This window comes from Alistipes sp. Marseille-P2263, assembly GCF_018101075.1.
In the GTDB taxonomy this organism is placed as follows: Bacteria; Bacteroidota; Bacteroidia; order Bacteroidales; family Rikenellaceae; genus Alistipes; species Alistipes dispar.
The window spans coordinates 158,433-174,105 of sequence record NZ_JAGQEJ010000001.1 but is presented as its reverse complement, the minus strand read 5'-3'; the positions used below and the strand labels follow the sequence as shown (position 1 = coordinate 174,105).

The 15,673-nt window shown below is 59.8% G+C and carries 8 protein-coding genes; 1 reads left to right on the top strand and 7 read right to left on the bottom strand.

Translation table 11 applies throughout. The features are described 5' to 3' along the window. Nucleotides 1-6: 6 nt before the first annotated feature. From KB554_RS00675 to KB554_RS00645, 7 genes are all read right to left on the bottom strand, one after another. Nucleotides 7-4,698: an alpha-N-acetylglucosaminidase TIM-barrel domain-containing protein gene (locus KB554_RS00675; protein WP_211034627.1), complete on the bottom strand. Its 4,692-nt coding sequence runs from the start codon at nt 4,696-4,698 to the stop codon at nt 7-9. A 1-nt stretch (nt 4,699) separates the two neighbouring features. Next, nucleotides 4,700-5,608 (bottom strand): endonuclease/exonuclease/phosphatase family protein, encoded by a 909-nt coding sequence (locus tag KB554_RS00670; protein ID WP_211034626.1) that lies wholly within the window; start codon nt 5,606-5,608, stop codon nt 4,700-4,702. An 83-nt stretch (nt 5,609-5,691) separates the two neighbouring features. Then, a complete protein-coding gene (locus tag KB554_RS00665) occupies nt 5,692-7,479 on the bottom strand; it encodes a RagB/SusD family nutrient uptake outer membrane protein (RefSeq protein WP_211034625.1) in 1,788 nt (595 codons plus the stop codon). A 13-nt stretch (nt 7,480-7,492) separates the two neighbouring features. Beyond that, entirely contained in the window at nt 7,493-10,969 is a 3,477-nt protein-coding gene (locus tag KB554_RS00660; protein ID WP_242116199.1) for a TonB-dependent receptor, read from the bottom strand. Between the two features lie 92 nt (nt 10,970-11,061). After that, nucleotides 11,062-12,093, bottom strand: coding sequence for a FecR domain-containing protein (locus tag KB554_RS00655; protein ID WP_211034624.1), 1,032 nt, complete (start codon nt 12,091-12,093; stop codon nt 11,062-11,064). A gap of 57 nt (nt 12,094-12,150) precedes the next feature. Continuing rightward, nucleotides 12,151-12,705, bottom strand: a complete 555-nt coding sequence (locus KB554_RS00650) for an RNA polymerase sigma-70 factor (RefSeq protein WP_162852165.1) — start codon at nt 12,703-12,705, stop codon at nt 12,151-12,153. Nucleotides 12,706-12,859: 154 nt separating this feature from the next. After that, nucleotides 12,860-14,641, bottom strand: coding sequence for a right-handed parallel beta-helix repeat-containing protein (locus KB554_RS00645; RefSeq protein WP_211034623.1), 1,782 nt, complete (start codon nt 14,639-14,641; stop codon nt 12,860-12,862). A gap of 464 nt (nt 14,642-15,105) precedes the next feature. Between KB554_RS00645 and KB554_RS00640 the strand changes: the two genes are divergently transcribed. Then, nucleotides 15,106-15,264, top strand: a complete 159-nt coding sequence (locus tag KB554_RS00640; RefSeq protein ID WP_211034622.1) for a hypothetical protein — start codon at nt 15,106-15,108, stop codon at nt 15,262-15,264. Nucleotides 15,265-15,673: the final 409 nt, after the last annotated feature.

The window sequence follows — 15,673 nt, the reverse complement described above, 5'->3', positions numbered from 1 at the left end:
TTTGGGTCAGTTCATGATCGGTTCCAACTCGATGTCGAGGCTGCCGCCCTCCGTGACGTCTATCTCCCGGCGTTCGTAGCCTTCCAGTTCGAAGACGGCCCGGTCGTTGGTCCGGATGCGGAGGACGTATCTTCCGTGTCTGTCTGTCACGACGGCACGTGCGGGGGCCGATGCGGCGCAGACCCTGACGTTCGGCATGACCGCCGCCTGCACGTTGCGCACCGTTCCAGAAATCTCGACCTCCGCTCCCGGCTCCCGGACGGCGCCTGCTTCCGCACCGGTCGCCTTGGGGGCCGGGATGTCTGTGCGACCGGCCACGGTTACCGTGTCGCGGAGCCGGATGTCCCGGGAGGAGGCCCCGACCTGCAACTCGAAATCGCCCGGTTCGACGACCCTCCGCATGCCGGCATCGTACAGGGCGAGCTGTTGGACGGGTATCGAGAAACGAACCTGCCGCTCTTCGCCCGGGGCCAGCTCCACCTTGTCGAATGCCTGGAGTTGTCTGACGGGGGTCACAACGGAACTTATCGGATCCCGGACATACAGTTGCACGACTTCGCGGCCCGTCCGGCTGCCCGTGTTTTTCACGCGGACGTTCACCTTCAGGGTGTCGGTCGCGGTGAGCTCCCGGGAAACAGTCTCCATTCCGGAATATTCGAACCGCGTATAGCTCGATCCGTATCCGAACGGATAGAGCGGTTCGGGGTCCGAGAAGACGTAATCGCGCCCCGGACTGTCGGGGGAGCCTTTCTTGTTGTAGTAGCCTTTGTCCGTGGGCAGGTGATTGTAGTAGCACGGCAGGTGTCCGGCGCTCTGCGGAAACGAGACGGGGAGCCTGCCCGAAGGGTTCGTTTTCCCGAAAAGTATTCCTGCGACGGAGGCTCCGGCCTCCTCGCCGGCATACCACTGCACGAGCACGGCATCCGCCAGTTCCCGGATGCGGGCCAGTTCGAACGGTTTGCCCGTCACGAGCACGACTATCATCGGTTTGCCCGTCCGGGCGAGTTCTTCGACGAGTTCCTCCTGCACGCCCGGCAGACGCAGATTGGTAAGGTCGTAGCCCTCCCCGCTGGTCGCCGGTTCGGATGCCCGGGCGAGTACGGCGCTCTGCGACCCGACGAATGCCACGACGACGTCGCTCCGGCGGGCGGCTTTCAGGGCTTCGCCGAACCCGCTTTTGTCCTGCGAATAGGGATCGCATCCCTCCGCATAGTTCACCCGCACGCCGGAGCCGGCCAGGTATTCCCGGATTCCGCGCAGCGGGGTGACGCCCTTGTCCTTCTCCGCGCTCCAGCTGTAATCGCCGAACTGTACGCGGTCGGCGTTCGGGCCGATGACGGCCACCGACCGCAGTTTGCCGGGCGACAGCGGCAGCACGCCGTTGCGGTTTTCGAGCAGTACGGCGCTTTCGTCGGCGATCTGCCGGGCGAGGCGCACGGCTTCTGGAGCGTGTATCTTCCGCCGCCAGCCGAGCGTGTCCGCCGGTTCCCCGTCGAAAAGGCCGGAAGCGAATTTGGCGAATAAAATGTTGCCGACGGCCCGGTCGATGTGTTTTTCGTCGAGAAATCCTTCCCGGACCATTCGTTCCGCATGTCGGTATTCTTCGCTCCCGGCTTCGAGGTCGATGCCGGCTTCGATGGCCATGCAGGCTGCGGCGCCTCCGGGAGCGGCTACGCGGTGGAAATGCGAGAGCATCCTGACCGAACCCCAGTCGGAGTAGACGTATCCCCTGAATCCGAGGCTGTCGCGCAGCAGTCCGGTCATCAGGGATTTCGAACCCGTGACCGCCTCGTCGTCGTAGGAACTGTAACAGTTCATGGCGGACAGCGGCTTCGTCGCGGCGATCAGTTCCCGGAAGGGTTTCACGTAAAGGCTCATCAGCTCCCGTTTGCCGCCTTTCACCGAGGCTAGGTTGAGCCCTGCCGTGGGGGTGCCGTGTGCGACGAAGTGCTTGGGTGTCGTGATCATGCCTTTGGCGTGCATGGCTTGCATGTAGGCGGCGCCCATGCGTGAGATCAGGTGCGGGTCTTCGCCGAAAGTCTCTTCGACGCGTCCCCAGCGCAGCTCCCGGGCGATGTCGAGTACGGGAGCAAGCACCTGTTTTGCACCGATGGCCTCCATTTCGTCGGCGATATGGCCGGCCATTCCGCCGACGAGTTGCGGGTTGAAGGTCGCGCCCTGCGCAATGGCCTGCGGAAAGATCGTGCTGCCGTCCTGCACGACACCGTGAAGCCCCTCCATGACGGGAATGACCGGAATGCCGAGGCGGGTGTCGCTGCGCATGTACGCCTGTATCTGCCGCATGGCCTTCATGTACTGTTCGGAGGAGTAGGGGAACGCCTCGACGCATCCCCAGCCGACTCCGCCGGTGGAGGACGCCAGTTTTTCGAGATCGACCTCTCCTCCGTCGTCGAAGTGTTTGAAATGGATGTGGCGCATCTGCGCGATCTTTTCACGCAGGGTCATCCGTCCCAGAAGATCGTTTGCACGTTCCCGGGGCGTGAGGTTCCGGTCCTTGTAGGGCGGACGCACGGCAAGCAGCACCGAATCCACCTTGGCGAGCAGCTCTCCGCGCGGTTCGGTCGGGTACTCCTTTCCGGAATCGGCCCATGCCTTTTCCATGCCGAAATAGTCCGGTTCGGGGATTTTCCGGCCCTCCATATCGGCGCTCAGGTAGTCGAAGAAAGCCTTCCAGCGCGGCAGGTAGTAATCAGCGAGCAGGCCGCTCCATTCCTTGTTGGCATAGTCGTGCACGCGGGTATTCGGATCGGCGGGTCCCCAGTAGGTGATCTGCGTCTTGGCGTTTTTTAACGACTGACGGCGTTCCTGTTCGTTGTCGCCGTAATGCAGGGCCTTGTCGAGCCATCGTCCCAGCAGAAAATCCGGTTGCGTGCCCGTGAGGCGGTCCTGAAGTCCGAGCAGCGCGAGGAAATCGGCCGCAAGCAGACCGAATCCTTCACGGTCGCCGCGACGGTATGCCTTGACGGTCCTTTGGTAGATGTCCCGGGCGTGGTTGGCGAGCACCTGGCGTGCCAGATCGGCCAGGTCGTAACGGTATGTCGGCGAGTTTCCGTACTGCTCCGCCGCCTTGCGGAACAGGACCAGCGCATCGACGAGCTTTGCCGGGTCGTACTGGAACCGTTTGGGGCCCCATGTCGAAACGCTGGTGACGTCCAGTCCGGGGCGGGCGCAGAAGATGGATTCGAAGGTCCCTTCCCCCTTGATGGCGAACTCGCCGTAAACGGACCCCAGCAACAGCCGCCAGGCTTCGTGGACATGGTCGTTCCATGTGCCGTAGCGATAGGCGATGTATCGGCGCAGGTAGTCGTCGGGATCGGGTGCTCCGGGCTCCCAGGCCGTTTTCAGGGCCCAGTCATAGACGATCGGATTGGCGGCGATGCCTTCGGGCAGGATACCCACGCCGCAGAGGAGATTCTTGGATTCGGAACGGGCCTCGTGGGGTCCCGCGAGGATCACCGGAAGCTGGCCGCCCATATCGGTCTTGCCGCCGAAATGGTTTACGGTGGCCCAGATCCACGGGGTGCCATAGAACTCCCCGGTGTTTCGCCACGTCGAACCGCTCTCCCCGAAGAGGTCGATGACCACGGTCAATGCCGGGTCGAGTCCTGCGAGCAGTTCCTTCTTCGGATTGCCGCTCCATCCCTGGAGCATCCATTTCGATCCGGGGAAATGCCGCTGCATGGAGGCCTGGATCAACGACGCTGTGCGGGTCACGTGCATCCCGGTCGTATCGCCTCCCTCGTGAAAGAGGTCGCCGCCGAGGTAGTTCACCGAGTCGCCGTAGAGTTCCCGCAGGACGGAGTAGTAGCGGTCGGCCATCCGGTCGAAGAGCGGGTCTTCGGGGAGCAGGATCGCGGGGCGGGGGAAGATGCGGCCCCACAGTCCCTGATCGACGATCCGGGCGTCGGGGTATTTCTCCCGGAGCTTGTTGGGAACCATGCCCCAGAAGCCCTGCAATACAGGTTCGATACCCAGTTCGGCCATCCGTGCCAGGATACGCCGCTGCATCCGGGCCCGGCTTTCCATCATGCCGCGGCTCATCGGGCCGCCCCATCCTTCGAGATTGCCCATGAGCCACCATGCCGTGAAAGCCGGCCCCGGGATGAAGTCGCCGATCTCCTCTTCGGTAAATCCGGCGTCTTCCAGCGTTCGGGCCCAGACGAGTTCGGTCCCCAGGGGGGCGAGCATGAGATTGACGCCGTTCAGGGCCATCCAGTCGAGTTCGCGTTCCCAGTCGTTCCAGTCGTAGAACGAGTAGGTGTAGTTGTACGTGCAGTAGTTGAGGGCGTAGCGGTAGCGGAACGGAGAGCGGACCGTCACCGAAGGTACGACCTCAGGAAGCGACGGCAGATCGTGCAGGTTGTCGCCGTTGTGCGACAGGCTCATCCCGCAGTAATGGTTCAGGTAGTAATTGACGGCCGTGGCTGCCGCGGAGGACGAGGACGCTTCGATCGTCAGCCGTCCTTGCCGTGCGGAGAGGGTGAATGCGTCGCAGCTTCCTGCGGCATCGGACGCAGGAAGGAAATCGACCTTGCCGGCCAGGAAGGGGATGCGGCGCTCCACGAGCCGGACGACGCCGCTGAAATCCGGCTGTTCCGGAGCCGCTCCGGCCAGGATCGGAATCGACAGGGACAGGAAGAGGAGCCCCGTCCGGCAAAATGAAGTCAGACGTAGCATTTTATTTCAGTTCGATGTCCAGATAGACCGGGAAATGATCCGATACGGTGTCGAGGTCCTCGACCTTGCCGTTGAAATTCAATTTCTTTACGACCTCGCTTTCCAGAAAGTCCACTGCGGATGCTTGGCCGTTGTCGTCGCACAGGATGTAGTCGATGGTTTCGTTGGGCTGGCCGGGAAGCGTCCCTTCGGTCGAACTCCGGATCGCAAACTCGTTCGTGAGGATGGGGAAGGCCGCGCCGCCGCCCGACCATCTGTGGGAGTCGTTGAGGTCGCCGGCGAGGAACACCGGTTTCCGGTAACCGTTCGACACTTCGTTGATGATGGAAGCGCTCCGCCGTCTCGCGTCGTCGTTCAGGTCGAGATGGGTTCCCATGAAGACGAAATCGGGCGTTTCGACGACGATCAGCATGCGGCCTTCGTCGCCCGGCAGTTCGACCGTTTCCACATTTTGAACCCCCAGGTCTTTCTTGACGAGGACCCCGGGGCCGATCTTGCCGCCCATGTAGTCCGCCGCCGGGGCGAAAACGACCTGATAGTCGATGCCTGTCGCGTCGGCGATTTCCTGCAACAGGTCGCGTTTGTTGCGGTTCAGCGCCCCTTTGTCGAGTTCCTGGATCGCTACGATGTCGGCGTCGAGCGTCTTGATCACCCGGGCGAAGTTTTCCGTGTTCGTCTGCGAGACGGCCGGTGTCCCTGTGTTGCTGCGGCAATAGTAGGAATTGTAGGTCATCAGCCGGATTGCCGATTGCGGGGTTTTGGGGTACTTGTACTCTTCGGAAGTGCCGCTTTCGTTGCCGCCGATGCCTCCGGTGCTGAGCTTCGGTGTCTCCGATTTTCCGCACGAGGTGAGGGGAAGCATGCCCGCGAGGAGCATGACGGCGAGGATGATTTTGCCTGAATTTTTCATAACAAGATTCTTGTTTGCGCTGTTTTTCTTTGAACGGTGGCATGCGGCGGTGCGGCTTTGCGTACCGCCGCATGCCACGCGGTTTACCAGTTCGGATTCTGTTTGATCTTGTCGGGAGCGAACTGAATCTGCGACAGCGGCAGCGGATAGAGATAATCCCTGTCTTCGCGCCACTCGCGCGGTTCGGTCTCGGTGTTGTGGACGATGATGTTGCCTCCGGCGGCTCCGGTCAGTTCGAAGGCGCTGCCGATCTTGAGGAACGTCTTGATGACGGCGAGTTCCGGATGGTCCGCGGCCTTCGGCGCCGAAGAGGTCGTGTAGAGGCAGACATCCAGTGCGCTGACGTCGCCGCTGCCGTCGAGGTCATAGATGCGGTATCCGTCGGAGTTCATGCCGGGCGTGAAGTACATGCCCTTGAACTCCTGTTCGAACATTTTACCCTCTTTCCAGCGTACCATGTCGTAGTAGCGGTGTCCTTCGGCGATCAGTTCGATGGTCCGTTCGCGGCGGATTTCGAGGATGACGCCCTTGTTCTCGCCGCTGACATGCGGATACCCCGTCACGTCGCTGGTAAGATACGGATCCGGATTGTCGTTGGCCTCTTCCATGTCGAGATTCGGCATGCCCACCCGGTCGCGGATCGGTTTGATGGATTTGTCGATATCCGTCTGGGTCAGCGTTCCGCGTTCGGCCTTGGCCTCGGCGAAGTTCAGGTAAACTTCGGCGGCACGGAAGAGGATGATGTCGTTGTACGACTTATTGTAACCGTCCTGGCTGGGGTCGGTCACCCATTTGGTCAACTGGTATCCGGTCGTCGAGCACGAGAAGTCGGGCGAGAGTCGGTCCGTCTGGCCGATGCGGGTGTAGCCCGGTCCGCGGACGGTCTGCGTGAGCCGCGGGTCGCGGTCCTGCATCTCCTGATAGAACTCCATTGTGGCGTATCCCGGAACGTCCGTGAAACGGCTGCCGTCCGCCTTGAGGTAGCTGTCCACGATCTTCTTGTTCAGTCCCGGCATACCGTAGGTGTTGGAGAGCGTGTAGTTGTTGGCGTTATGAATGATGTTCAGTCCGATTTCGTAGTCGCGGGCCAGGATCACTTCCGTGGAGATGGCGTTGTTCGACGAGAAGAGGTCCCGGTAGGGGGTCTGCGAACCCTTGTATATCTGATACGGACTCTCGTCGATGAACCGCTCGGCCGCCTCGATGCATTCGTCCAGGTACTCCTCGTGACCGGCTATGCCGTGGTATTTGCGGAATGTGCCTTCGAAAAGACAGATCCGCGACTTGAGGGCGAGGGCGGTCCACTGCGTGACGCTGTAAACGTTCTGTTCCTGCGGCAGTTTGTCGATGGCATAGTCGATGTCCTCGAGAATCTTGGACATGACCAGTTCGCGGGGGTCGCGGGCCTTGTATAGATCGGGATCGTCCGATTTCAGGGGCCGGTCGTACCAGGGTACGTCGCCGAAGCGTTTCACTTTCTCGAAATAGAAGTAGGCGCGGAAGAACCGGGCCACGCCGTCATAGCGCTCGCGGGCCTTCGTGTCGCTGCAGCGGTGCGAATAGTGGAGGTAGTTGTTGATGTAGGTGAGCGGCTGCCAGCTTCCGATGTCCCAGCCGCCGCCTTCGTTGACGACCGTGCGCGTACCCGACACTTCGGGCTGGAGCGTCGTCACGATGATGACGTCGGCACTTTCGGAGTAGATGCTGCTCGCTTCGGGAAAGTTCTGCTGGTAGAAGGTATTGGTGAAGGTTTTCAGTTCCGCCTCGTTGTTGAAATAGTTTTCGGGAGCCAGCTTGTCCAGCGGGAATTCATCGAGATTGCACGAAACGAACACCGCGGCGATACATAGGGTATAGAATGTCTTTTTCATGACTTTGGGTTGTTTAGAAACTGATATCGACTCCGAATGAGTAGGTCTTCGAGAACGGGTAAACGCGTCCGTTCGCATCGGAGGTCATCTGTTCGGGATCGAGGTAATCGCTCTTCAGTTTGGTCCATGTGAAGAGGTTGTCCCCGCTGAAATAGACCCTGATTCGCTCGATCCCGACCTTGGAGGTCAGCGACGAGGGCAGCGTATAGCCGAAGGTCAGGTTCTTCAGACGGCAGTAGGCAAGGTTTTGCAGGTACCGGTCGTTGATCTGGGCGAGCGAACGCGAACCCTGCGCGGCATAACCCCGGGCCTTGGGATAATAGGCGTCGGGAGTGTCCTCGGTCCACACGTCTGTCAGGAACGTGGTCGGGATGAACGAGGAGTACGGTCGGGCGTAGGGACCCCAGAAAAGCATGTTGTTGGCGCCCGGATAGATATGCTGGCGGCCGATACCCTGGAAGAATACGGAGAAGTCGAATCCGTACCAGGAGAATCCGGCGTTGATGCTGTAATGGTAGCGCGGCCGCGAGTTGCCGATCACGCGCAGGTCGCCGGGGTCGTCGGAAGTGTAGTCGCCGTAATCGACTTCGCCGCTGTCGTCCAGATCGGCATAGATGAGGTCGCCGGCCTGCAGGCCGCGGTAGGCGCCCACCGCTTCGTTGTAGATGTTCGGGTTCACGAAGCTCTGGTCCACCTTGCGGCCGGCAGCCTCGGCATCGGTCCGGAACAGGCCCTCGATGTGGTAACCCCAGATTTCGCCCACGTCACGGCCGACGATGTAGGTCCGCAGCGAGTTGGTCGGGTTGTCGAACTTCGTGATTTTGGCTTTGCTGTCGGCGAGCGTGAAGTTTACGTTGTAGGAGAAGGGCTTTCGGCAGAGGCTGAAGCTGTCCTGCCAGCCGAGCGTGATTTCGTATCCCCGGGTGCGCAGGTCGCCGGCGTTCATGTTCGGCGATGCCATGCCGTAAACGCCCGGCAGCTCCTTGCCCGGGATGAGCATGTCCTTCGTGTCGCGGATGTAGAAATCGGCGGTGGCCGTCAGACGGTTCCCGAAGAATCCCAGGTCGAGGCCGAGGTTCTTCGTTATGATCGTCTCCCAGGTCAGGTCGCCCGACTGCGGGGCGCCGAGGCTCGTGATGTAGATCTTGTTGCCGTTCATCAGGTAGGAGGTCGAGAGCGAGGGGCTCAGCGACTGTATGTAGGGGTAGCTGTCGGCGATGGCCTGGTTCCCGAGCGATCCGACCGAGGCGCGCAGCTTGACGTTGTCGATCACCTTGCGTAAAGGCTCCATGAAGTTTTCCTCGCTGATCCTCCAGCCGAGGGCTACGGAGGGGAAGAATCCCCACCGGTCGTGTTTCGGGAAGCGGGACGAACCGTCCCAGCGGAAGTTCACCTCGGCGAGGTATTTTCCGGCGAAGTCGTAGGTCCCGCGGCCGAAGAAGCCGAGCAGCGCCCAGCGGCTCTGTCCGCCCGACGCCTCGGCCACGCCCGTTCCCAGATTGAGGTCGTTGAGGTAGTCGGACTGGAGCGAGGATTTGGCTCCGTAGATGAGCTTGTAGCGGTATGCCTCGTGGTTCATACCGGCAAGCACCTTGAAATTGTGTCGGTTGATGCTGTGCTCGTAGGTCGTGTAGAGATCATAGGTGTAGTGCTCCTCGACGGCCGAGTTTTCGCGCAGCTTGTCGCTGAAAAACCCGGTCGTGGCCGTTTTCATTTCGCCGTAGGCGTCCGAGTAGGAGATGTTGGCCGAACGGAACGTCTTTTCCCTTTGATAGCGCTTGTAGCTGAATGTCCCGACGATGCTCCATCCCTCGAGGGGCGTTATCACGCCTCCGATCGTCGTGGTGTATTGGGTCTGTTTCAGTTGGGAGAAGGCTCTGCCCTGCGCTACCGCAGCCGCCATGCCGTCGGCCGGAGCCGATCCCGTGACCTCGGTGGTGTATACGCTTGAGCCGTCCGGGTTGTACGGCGTGATGAAAGGCATTGCGTGGAAGGTGTAGTTGGGAATGTTGCCGCCGTCCTCGAAGTCGTAACCCGGCGAACGGTAGTTCGAATGGAACAGACGGGCGGCTCCGTTTATCGAGAGCCACGGTTTGACCTTCCCGCCGAACTTCATGTTCAGGTTGTTGGTCGTGTATTTGTCGGTGTTTTGGGCGTAGAGACCCTCTTTGGTGTAGTGGTTGCCGCTGACCAGGTAGTTGAACTTCTCGTTGCCGCCGCTGATGCTCAGGTCGTGATCCCACGTAGGCTGGGTGTAGTCGAAGAGGTAGTCGTACCAGTTGAAATTGGCGTAGTACATGTATTTGCCGTTTTTCTGTACTACCCAGGGCCTGTCGGGGTTCTCGGTCCGGTCGTTGCGGCGCTGGTACAGCTGGCGGAAATCCTCTCCGTCATAGCGCGTGTAGGGACTGCCGTTGTAGGATTTGTTGAATTCGTCGGCAAGGACGGCCGCATCGTATCCGGTCGTGATGAAATCCGTGCAGGCCGTCGGGGCCGAGACGCTGAAACGGCCGCTGTAATTGATCCGCATTTTGCCGTCCGCGTTGTTCTTCGTGGTGATCAGGATCACGCCGAAGCCGGCGCGGGCTCCGTAGATCGCCGCAGAGGCGGCGTCCTTGAGCACCGACACTGATTCCACGTCGTTGGGGTTCACCCGGTCGATGTTGCCCTCGATGCCGTCGATGAGCACGAGCGGGGCCCCGCTGCCGTTGATCGACGCCACGCCGCGGATGTTGAGGTTGGTCTCGGCGCCCGGAAGACCGGAGCCGTAGGTGATGTTGAGGTTGGGGATCACGCCTTGCAGGGCCTTGCCCAGCGACGATACCGGCCGGTCCTTGAGCTCTTCGGAGGTTACCTGCGATACCGCGCCCAGCAGGTTGGCCTTTTTCTGCGTGCCGTAACCCACGACGACGACCGCCTCCATGCTCTTGCTGTCCTCTTTGAGTGTGACCGACATGTCCGGTACGGCTTTGAGTGCCTGGTTCTCATAGCCCAGGTAGGAGACGATGAGGTATGCGCCCTGGGGTACGCGGATGAAGAAGCGTCCGTCGTTTCCCGTCGTGGTGCCGCGGTTGCCGGTCTCCGTGATGACGGTGACGCCGACCAGCGGATTGCCTTCGTGATCGGTTACCTTGCCCGTTACGTCGATCTCTTTCGACTGCGGAGCCGCGGGTTTCTTCTCTTTCAGGAAAAGCACGACCTGCATGTTGGCGATTTCGAATCCCAGATTGGTCGTCTTCAGCATGCGGCCGATCGCTTCCGCGACGGGCATATTCCGCGCCAAGAGCGAGACTTTTTGGGTCAGATCCGTTTTTTTGACGTCGTAGAAGAACGTGTATCCGCTCGTTTTTTCGATGGTGCCGATGGCTTCGGAAAGGGGGATTCCGGAGAAACTGGCCGTGATCCTCTTCTCCGTCCCCCGGCCCTGGCCGAATGTTACCCCCCCCCACAAGACGAGCAGAAAGGTAACGAGGAAAAGTCTTGACTTCATATTTTTAAGGTTAAAGTTAGCGTTGCAGGAGGCTGGCTGCCGGCTTTTCCGACAACTGCCTGATTGCAGATTCGATATGTCGCATCGCGGAGTTACAAACCCCGTTTTTTCGATATGCGAAGACAGTTGTCTTCCGTAAAGCGGTATTCTATGGGATTCAGACGGGCCATGATCCGCAGGACCTCTTCGATCGGTTCGTTGCCGAGGGTGAACGTGTAAACGTATTCGGTCGCTATCGCGGGATCGACGCTTATCCGGATGTCGTACCACCGCGAAAGGTAATGGCTGATGTATTGCAGGTCCTTTTCCCGGAAGACCAGCTTTTCCTTCGACCAGCACCGTTCGAGCTCGACATTTCCCTGCGAGATGGTGATGCGTCCTGCGGAGTCGCAGTCGGCGATCTCGCCGGGGACCATGAAAAACTCTTTCCCGGCCCGATTCAGCGATACCGATCCTTCGATGAGACCGACCACCGTCTTGCCCGACATTTCGTTCGTGCGGACGTTGAACTCCGTGCCGTGTACGGCAACCGTCAGGTTTTCGGTCTCCACGACGAAACGTCGTTTTTCGTCCTTCGCCACGTCGAAGAATGCCTCGCCCGACAACCGTACCACCCGTTCGCCGTTTCCGATACCGGTGTTCAGCGTGAGTGTCGTGTTGTTGCGCATGAAGATTCTGGTTCCGTCGGACAGCAGAATTTCGGACTTCCCGCGGATCGTGGAGTACTGCTGTATGCGGAGTTCCTCTTCCGCTGCGGACCGGCCGGCGAGTTGCGACAGCACGTGTCCGCCTGCGATCAGACAGACGGCGGCCGCCGCCGCAATGGTCCGACGGAGCAGTTTTCCGGAGCGTCTGGCCGGCAGTCGGGGTTCCGATGCTTTTTTCGCTGTCGCACCGATCGTACGGGCCGAGAGTTCGCGCCAACCCTTTTCGACATCCGGTTCATAAGCCGCCTGCCGTGAAATGCCCTCCCACAGCCCGGTCAGCTCGCGGTAGATGCGTGCGTTGGAGCCGCTCGCAAGCCAGGCTTCGAGGCGGGCCTCCTGTTCGGGGGTGGAGGTTCGTTTCAGGCGGGCGATTATTTCATCCCAAGGTATGTCTTTGCCGATACTCATCTTATCCATAATATACAGGTAGGACACGAAAAACAGATGCAACCCTTACGCGAAAAGCCGCATATTTCAAAAAAACATACATAAAAGGACCATCTTGTCCGTTATGTAGCTGCGAATCGCTTTGAGCGCTTTGGTGATCTGTGCTTCGACCGTCTTGACCGAAATGTTCAGTTGTTCGGCGATCTCGCGGTTGGACATCTCCTCGTTGCGGCTCTTCAGGAATACGTCCCGGCATTTGTCGGGCAGGGACAGGATGGCCTCTTCGATGAAATGGTTCAGCTCTTCGACCTCCATGTCGCGGTTCTCCTCGCAGCATAGTTCGACCATCACGTCGCTCAGGTATACCGAGGGACCGTTGTCGCGAAGGTAATTGATGCACCGGTTTCTAACCGACCGGAACAGATAAGCGCACAACGAACTTTTGATTCCGATCCGGGTCCGGTTCTCCCAAATGTGGATGAAGACGTTCATCACCACCTCCTCTGCCGGCTGTTCGGATTTCAGAATCAGTCTCGCATACCGGCACAAGGGAACATAATAGCTTTCGAAAAGGAGGCTGAATGCTTTTTCGTCATCCTTTTTAAGCAGTTCAAGCAACAGGCGATCGTTGAACTTTTTCAAAACGTTCGGGTATTCGGATTCGTGAATATCATCGTTTCGCTTTCCGTTCAGGCGAAGGGCAACGATACAAATATATCAAAATTTTCGTTCTTCGGGATACGAACGGGGCGAAACGGTCCACGGGCACAGGCGTAGTGCGCCCGTGGACGTTTGCTTACCGGACGCAGGCGCCCATTTGTCTGCCCGAACGGTCCGCTCCCGTCTGGTCTTTGGTGACGAGGCCGGCGTCGGCCGCGGGTACGAGCGTGTCCTTCGCCAGTGCGCTCAGTTCGCTGGCGCTCATACCGCCCGTGACTGCCGGGTTGTCCGAACCGGTCAGGGCGATCGTGCTGGTGTGGCCGCCGTTGTCCCCGAAGGAGCCGAACATCGTCGCCGCATCGAACTGTGCTCCCTCGGCGATGCTTCCGCCGGCGTCGTAAACCGCCGCGCCGACCACCGAGTTGCGGATCACGGCCCTGGCGGCCGATTCGTTGTCGTAGCCGATATCCTCCATTCCGGCCGTCGTGGCGATGTTCCCCGCGATGACCGAGTTGTAGATCCGCACCTTCGCGTCGGCGGTGCGTATTTGGACACCTCCGCCCGTGCTCTTTCCGTCGTTCTTGTGGATGGTGCAGCTGATGACGTCGAGATCGCCCGAGTTCACGTTCAGGGCGCCGCCCCGCTGGCCGCCGATGACCTTGTTCTCGTAGAAGGTGCAGTTCACAAAGGCTGCTTTGGCGGTCCACAGGCTGTAATATCCGGCGGCATCCCGGTTGTCTCCGAGGACTCCCGAACTGTTCTTGTTGAACGTGCAGTTGAAAGCGTAGGTTTCAGCCGTGATGCCTCCGCCTCCTGCCGCCTGAATGGCTGCGCTGTTACCGCCCGCCTGGTTGTTCTCGAACGTACAGTCGTACAGGTAAACTACCGAACAGTCGTTGCAGATGCCGGCTGCGGGAGCTCCGGCGCCGTTCGTCTTGTTGTCACGGATCCGGCAGCGGGTGAATCGCACCTCTGTCGCCTTTTTGAGGTACACGCCGCCGCCGTCGTGGGTCTCTGCCGTGTTGTTGGCGATGACGCAGTCCTCCAGTTCGGCTCTGGTGGCTCCCTGCACGACGAGTCCGCCGCCGTTGCGGGTCTGGCAGGCTTCTCCGTTGACCGTGGGGCCGAGTTTGGCCACCGCGACGCCGTCCTGAATGTATAGTCCTTTGACTTTCACCGATTCGCCCTCTGCGAGCGGAGCGCTGATCACCATGACGTGGTAGGCATTCGCCGTTTCCGAGAGTTTGCCGCTGAGAATGGTCTTGTTGATCGCCGGATCGGCGGTGGCGCCCTCCTCCGGAGCGGCAGGATAGCCGCCTATGAGCGTGATGTTCTTGTCGATTTCAAACGTTTTGTTGTTGTCGTCGCCGGAGGTTTCGGTGCCCGTCAGGAATTTGGTCGGGGTATAGGTTCCGGCCGCAATGTGGATCTCTTCTCCGGCAACAGCCTCCCCGAGCGCCCATTCGAAGGTCGTGGGTTCGTCCCAATGGAGACCCGAATTGTCGGTGGAACCGTTCTCCGTCACGTAGAATTTGCGTTCGCCGGCCGGGGCTTCGGTCCCGGCGGCCTGGGTGATCGTGATCTCCCGGGCGTTCTCTTCGTCGATCCATACCACGACGACGGCGCTGCGTTCCTCCTGCGTGCGGTTCTTTTCGACGGTGATGACCATCGTGGCGTTGCCGATGCCCCACGAAGGGCTCACTTTGATGAAATCCTTGTTCGCCTGTGCCTCCCAGGGGGCTTTGGTCTTGATCTCGATGTCGTATGTTTCGGCCGTTGCCACCGCCTCGATGGTCAGGGGGCTGACCGTGAGTCCGTCGCCGGCTGCGGGACCATCGCCCGTGTCGCTGTCGGAGCAGGAGAGCATGAGTGCGGCCGAAAGTCCCGGAAGGATTGTTCCCAGTTTTCTGAAATTCATAAAAGTTTCGTGTTAAAGGTTTGACTTGCGCCGGGACGAGCGATCGTTCGGTCGCTCCGTTCCGGCTGTCGTGATGGTCGTTTTGCGGGGCCGCGGATGCGCTGGCTCCGGTGTACGGAAGTTTCGGAATCGTATTGCGGTTCTACATAGGCTCGAAGTTTTCAGATTCGTTTCATTCGGTTCGGGATGGTTTCTGCACGGCCGTCGCAGTTGCGCAAATGCCGGCAGTACCGTGGTTCGGGCGGCGATGCGGGACATTTGTTTCATGATAATGACACGAAAAATATCTGTCACCCTTACGTCCGGAAAACAAATTTGTCAATTCTCCGGTTTCCTTTTGCCGTCTCTGAGGCTGTTCGGCCGGCTGCGACCGTACGCAGGGACGCCCGGCGGGACAGTCCGACGTCATAGCCTTCGCCTGCGATCCGATACCTGTCGTCCGGGGCGGGTTCATCGGGCCGGGTATGCGCGGCATCGGTGCCGTCGGACGGTTCATGTACCTCGACAGCATGGAGGCCGCGGCCTTTTGCGATCCGGAGGAGGCGAATCTCGCACGCAGCCGGGCCGTGCTCCGGGAGAAGTCGAGGCCGGAGGCTGCGGAGTGTACGGGTCCGGACGGCTGAAAGCAGTTGTGCGAGCCGTCGGTGCTTGCGGGGAGCCGTCCCGTCGAGATTCCCGGCTTCACGCGCGGAGCCTGGAAAAAACCGGACCGTCTGGAGTTCGCCGGTGTCCGCTGATCCGGATACGGGAACAATCCGGTTTCAAATTGCAATCGTTCGATTTTTGCGGAATTCTACGCGTCGTACGGGGGAAAGGAGAAATTATTTTTTCGTTGAGAGGCGAAATTTGCGATTTTTTCCGGTGTAATTCCAGAAAATATGTTAAAAACAGTAACTAAATTCTGCGATAATGCTTACAAATTGTACGAACGTGTTTTCCGATGCGTATTTTCGGCCGTCGGCGGTTTGAATGGACAGCGATTAACATTTTATTCAAAACGACGGGTCGATTTCTGGATATTCTTGTGATAGG

What these genes read in the sequence shown, in the direction of transcription:
- KB554_RS00675 (WP_211034627.1), bottom strand. Translation starts at nt 4,698, where the DNA reads ATGCTACGTCTGACTTCATTTTGCCGGACGGGGCTCCTCTTCCTGTCC.
- KB554_RS00670 (WP_211034626.1), bottom strand. Translation starts at nt 5,608, where the DNA reads ATGAAAAATTCAGGCAAAATCATCCTCGCCGTCATGCTCCTCGCGGGC.
- KB554_RS00665 (WP_211034625.1), bottom strand. Translation starts at nt 7,479, where the DNA reads ATGAAAAAGACATTCTATACCCTATGTATCGCCGCGGTGTTCGTTTCG.
- KB554_RS00660 (WP_242116199.1), bottom strand. Translation starts at nt 10,969, where the DNA reads ATGAAGTCAAGACTTTTCCTCGTTACCTTTCTGCTCGTCTTGTGGGGG.
- KB554_RS00655 (WP_211034624.1), bottom strand. Translation starts at nt 12,093, where the DNA reads ATGGATAAGATGAGTATCGGCAAAGACATACCTTGGGATGAAATAATC.
- KB554_RS00645 (WP_211034623.1), bottom strand. Translation starts at nt 14,641, where the DNA reads ATGAATTTCAGAAAACTGGGAACAATCCTTCCGGGACTTTCGGCCGCA.
- KB554_RS00640 (WP_211034622.1), top strand. Translation starts at nt 15,106, where the DNA reads ATGCGCGGCATCGGTGCCGTCGGACGGTTCATGTACCTCGACAGCATG.